At 74.8% G+C, this 3,310-nt stretch carries 3 protein-coding genes and 1 riboswitch; all 3 genes read right to left on the bottom strand.

Annotation, left to right across the window (positions count from 1 at the left end; genetic code table 11):
* Positions 1 to 10 precede the first annotated feature (10 nt).
* The 3 genes from glyA to gcvT all read right to left on the bottom strand — a co-directional run bounded on the left by glyA (position 11) and on the right by gcvT (position 2,929).
* Positions 11 to 1,279 (bottom strand): serine hydroxymethyltransferase, encoded by a 1,269-nt coding sequence (gene glyA, locus NT8_RS27650; protein WP_067975932.1) that lies wholly within the window; start codon positions 1,277 to 1,279, stop codon positions 11 to 13.
* Between the two features lie 4 nt (positions 1,280 to 1,283).
* A complete protein-coding gene (gene gcvH, locus NT8_RS27645; protein ID WP_067975930.1) occupies positions 1,284 to 1,664 on the bottom strand; it encodes a glycine cleavage system protein GcvH in 381 nt (126 codons plus the stop codon).
* 143 nt (positions 1,665 to 1,807) lie between these two features.
* Positions 1,808 to 2,929 (bottom strand): glycine cleavage system aminomethyltransferase GcvT, encoded by a 1,122-nt coding sequence (gcvT, locus tag NT8_RS27640; protein ID WP_067975927.1) that lies wholly within the window; start codon positions 2,927 to 2,929, stop codon positions 1,808 to 1,810.
* Positions 2,930 to 2,981: 52 nt separating this feature from the next.
* Positions 2,982 to 3,080, bottom strand: a riboswitch (glycine riboswitch).
* Between the last annotated feature and the right edge of the window lie 230 nt (positions 3,081 to 3,310).

The raw sequence follows: 3,310 nt of genomic DNA, 5'->3' as shown, positions 1-3,310 counted from the left end.
GCGCGGGGCGCTACAGCCCCGGGTAGAGCGGGTGGGCGCGCACCAGGGCGTCGACCCGGGCGCGCAGGGCGGCCGCGTCGTAGCCCGGCTTGAGCGCCTCGGCGATGACGTCGGCGACCTCGGTGAACGCGGCGTCGTCGAAGCCGCGGCTGGCCAGCGCGGGCGTGCCGATGCGCAGCCCGGAGGTGACCATGGGCGGGCGCGGGTCGTTGGGCACCGCGTTGCGGTTGACGGTGATGCCGATCTCGTGCAGCCGGTCCTCGGCCTCCTGGCCGTTGAGCGCGGAGTCGACCAGGTCGACCAGCACGAGGTGGACGTCGGTGCCGCCGGTGAGCACCTTGACGCCGGCCTCGGCGGCGTCGGGCCGGGTCAGCCGCTCGGCGAGCAGGCGCGCCCCCGACAGGGTGCGCCGCTGGCGGTCGGCGAACTCCTCGCCCGCCGCCACCTTCAGCGCGACGGCCTTGGCGGCGATCACGTGCTCCAGCGGCCCGCCCTGCATGCCGGGGAACACCGCCGAGTTGATCTTCTTGCCGAGGTCGGCGCGGGCCAGGATGAGCCCGCCGCGCGGCCCGCCCAGGGTCTTGTGGGTGGTGGTGGTGACCACGTCGGCGTGCGGCACCGGGCTGGGGTGCAGCCCCGCCGCCACGAGCCCGGCGAAGTGCGCCATGTCGACCATGAGCAGCGCGCCGACCTGGTCGGCGATCTTGCGGAACCGCGCGAAGTCGAGCTGGCGCGGGTAGGCCGACCAGCCGGCCACGATCATCTTGGGCCGGTGCTCCTCGGCGAGGGCCTCGACCTCGTCGTAGTCGACCGTGCCGTCGTCGCCGCGCACGTGGTAGGCGACCGCGTTGAGGATCTTGCCGGAGTAGTTGATCCGCATCCCGTGGGTGAGGTGCCCGCCGTGGGCGAGGTCCAGCCCCAGGATGGTGTCGCCCGGCTTGAGCAGGGCGAAGTACACCGCGGTGTTGGCCTGCGCGCCGGAGTGCGGCTGCACGTTGGCGTGCTCGGCGCCGAACAGGGCCTTGGCCCGGTCGATGGCGAGCTGCTCCACCACGTCGACGTACTCGCACCCGCCGTAGTAGCGGCGGCCCGGGTAGCCCTCGGCGTACTTGTTGGTGAGGACCGTGCCCTGCGCCTCCAGGACCGCCCGGGGGGCGAAGTTCTCGGAGGCGATCATCTCCAGGGTGTCGCGCTGGCGGCCGAGCTCGTCGCCCACGGCCCGCGCGACCTCGGGGTCGAGGTCGGCGAGCGTCCGGTCGAGGAGGTTGTCAGAGGCCATCTGGTTATCCTTCGCCTTCGATCAGCGTGGTGTACTGCTCCGAGGTGAGCAGATCGGTCGGTTCTGCGGACAGCGCGACCTTGAAGAGCCACCCCCGGCCGTAGGGGTCGGTGCCGATGACCTCGGGCTCGTCCACCACGGCCTGGTTGACCTCGGTGACCTCGCCGTCGACCGGCGCGTAGATGTCGCTGACCGACTTGGTCGACTCGACCTCACCGCAGGTGTCGCCCGCCGCGACCGCGGCACCGGCCTGCGGCGGGTCCACGTAGACGATGTCGCCCAGGGCCTCGGCGGCGAACGCGGTGATGCCGACGGTGGCGACGCCGTCGGTCACGGACACCCACTCGTGCTCGTTCGTGTAGTTCAGCTCCGCGGGAACGCTCAATTCAACTCTCCTGGAGGTGGGTCCATTATCCGGCACGGTGCGGGTGCCACCGGCACCGTGCCCGACCTGCGGTGCGGCGCCCGCGCCGCCGCGCGGGGCGGCCGGCGCGGAGCGCCCCGGGGCGCGGTCCGCGCCCCGGAGGCTCAGCGGTCGCGTGTGTAGAACGGGAGGTCGACGACGTCGACGTCCTCGGCGCGGCCGCGCACGTCCACGGCGAAGGCGCCGGTGGCGGTGTCGAGGTCGGCGTCGACGTAGGCCATGGCGATGGGCCGGCCCAGGGTGGGGGAGGGCGCCCCGCTGGTGACGGTGCCCACGGGGGTGCCGTCGCGCAGCACCTCGTTGCCCGCGCGCAGCGGGCGGCGGCCGCGCCCGGCCAGCCCGATGAGGCGGCGCGATCGGCCGGTGGCGGCGGCGCGCTCCAGGGCGGCGCGGCCGACGAAGTCGCCGGGCTTGTCGAACTTGACCACGCGGCCCTGCCCGGCCTCGAACGGGGTGATGTCGGCGCTCAGCTCGTTGCCGTACAGCGGCATGCCGGCCTCCAGCCGGAGGGTGTCGCGCGCCGACAGTCCGGCGGGGACGAGCCCGTGCGGCTCGCCCGCGGCGAGCAGGGCGTCCCACACCTCGGGGGCGGCCGCGCCGGGCCGCAGGAAGATCTCGAACCCGTCCTCGCCGGTGTAGCCGGTGCGGGCCAGCAGCGCCGGGCGGCCGGCGACGGTGTGCCGGTACCCCGCGTAGTAGCGGATGGCGCCGAGGTCGGCGTCGGTCAGCGGGGCGAGGATGTCGGCGGCGGCCGGTCCCTGGACGGCGATCAGCGCGTAGTCGGCGGAGGCGTCGTGGACGGCGGCGTCGAACCCGGCGGCGCGCTCGGTGAGGGCGGCGGCCACCGTGTCGGCGTTGGCGGCGTTGGCCACGACCAGGTAGTCGTCGTCGGCGAGCCGGTAGACGATGAGGTCGTCCAGCACCCCGCCGTCCTCGGCGGTGATCATGGTGTAGCGGGCGCGGCCGGTGGCGACGGCGGAGAGGTGGCCGACCAGGGCGTGGTCGAGGGCCTCGCCCGCCTGGGGGCCGGTGACGTGGATCTCGCCCATGTGGGAGAGGTCGAACAGGCCGGCGCGCTCGCGGACGGCGGTGTGCTCGGCCCGCTCGCCGCCGCTGTAGCGGAGCGGCATCAGCCAGCCGGCGAAGTCGACGAGGGTGGCGCCGAGCCCGGCGTGGGTTTCGTAGAGCGGGGTCCTGCGGGCGGCGGCGTCGCCGGAGGATGTCATCGGCACTCCCGAGAGGATGGGCGTCGTTTCGGCACGGGCGCGAACACGGGCATCCTCCCCCTCTGTCATGGTGCCTGAGAGCTTCGCCGCGCGGACGCGGCTTGCACCTTCGGCGAGGGGCCGTGCGCCCCTGCTTTCCAGAGTGGTCTCGCCCGTACGGTCCGGCGCGCCTGAGAGGTTCTGCGGGGAGGGCTTGCTCCTTCGGCGGCCCGCGCCGGCTGCGCGGACACTCTCCCGTGCGGGGTCGACGACCGCGGCCCAGCCTAGCAGCGCGCCGCCGCCCGGCCCAGGGCGGGGACGCCGGTCCGGCGCGGCCCCGCCGCGCAGGTCAGGCGGTGGTGCCGGCCCGTCCCGGCCCGCCCCCGCGCGGGCCGGGACGGG

Origin of the sequence: Nocardiopsis trehalosi NBRC 14201, from assembly GCF_001552555.1 — a bacterium.
Lineage (GTDB): Bacteria > Actinomycetota > Actinomycetes > Streptosporangiales > Streptosporangiaceae > Nocardiopsis_B > Nocardiopsis_B trehalosi.
Note: the sequence above shows the minus strand (reverse complement) of the source record. Positions and strands in the feature narration are given on the sequence as shown.

Bases quoted from the DNA above. Each gene is read 5' to 3' on its own strand.
- glyA (WP_067975932.1), bottom strand. From the start codon at position 1,279: ATGGCCTCTGACAACCTCCTCGACCGGACGCTCGCCGACCTCGACCCC.
- gcvT (WP_067975927.1), bottom strand. From the start codon at position 2,929: ATGACATCCTCCGGCGACGCCGCCGCCCGCAGGACCCCGCTCTACGAA.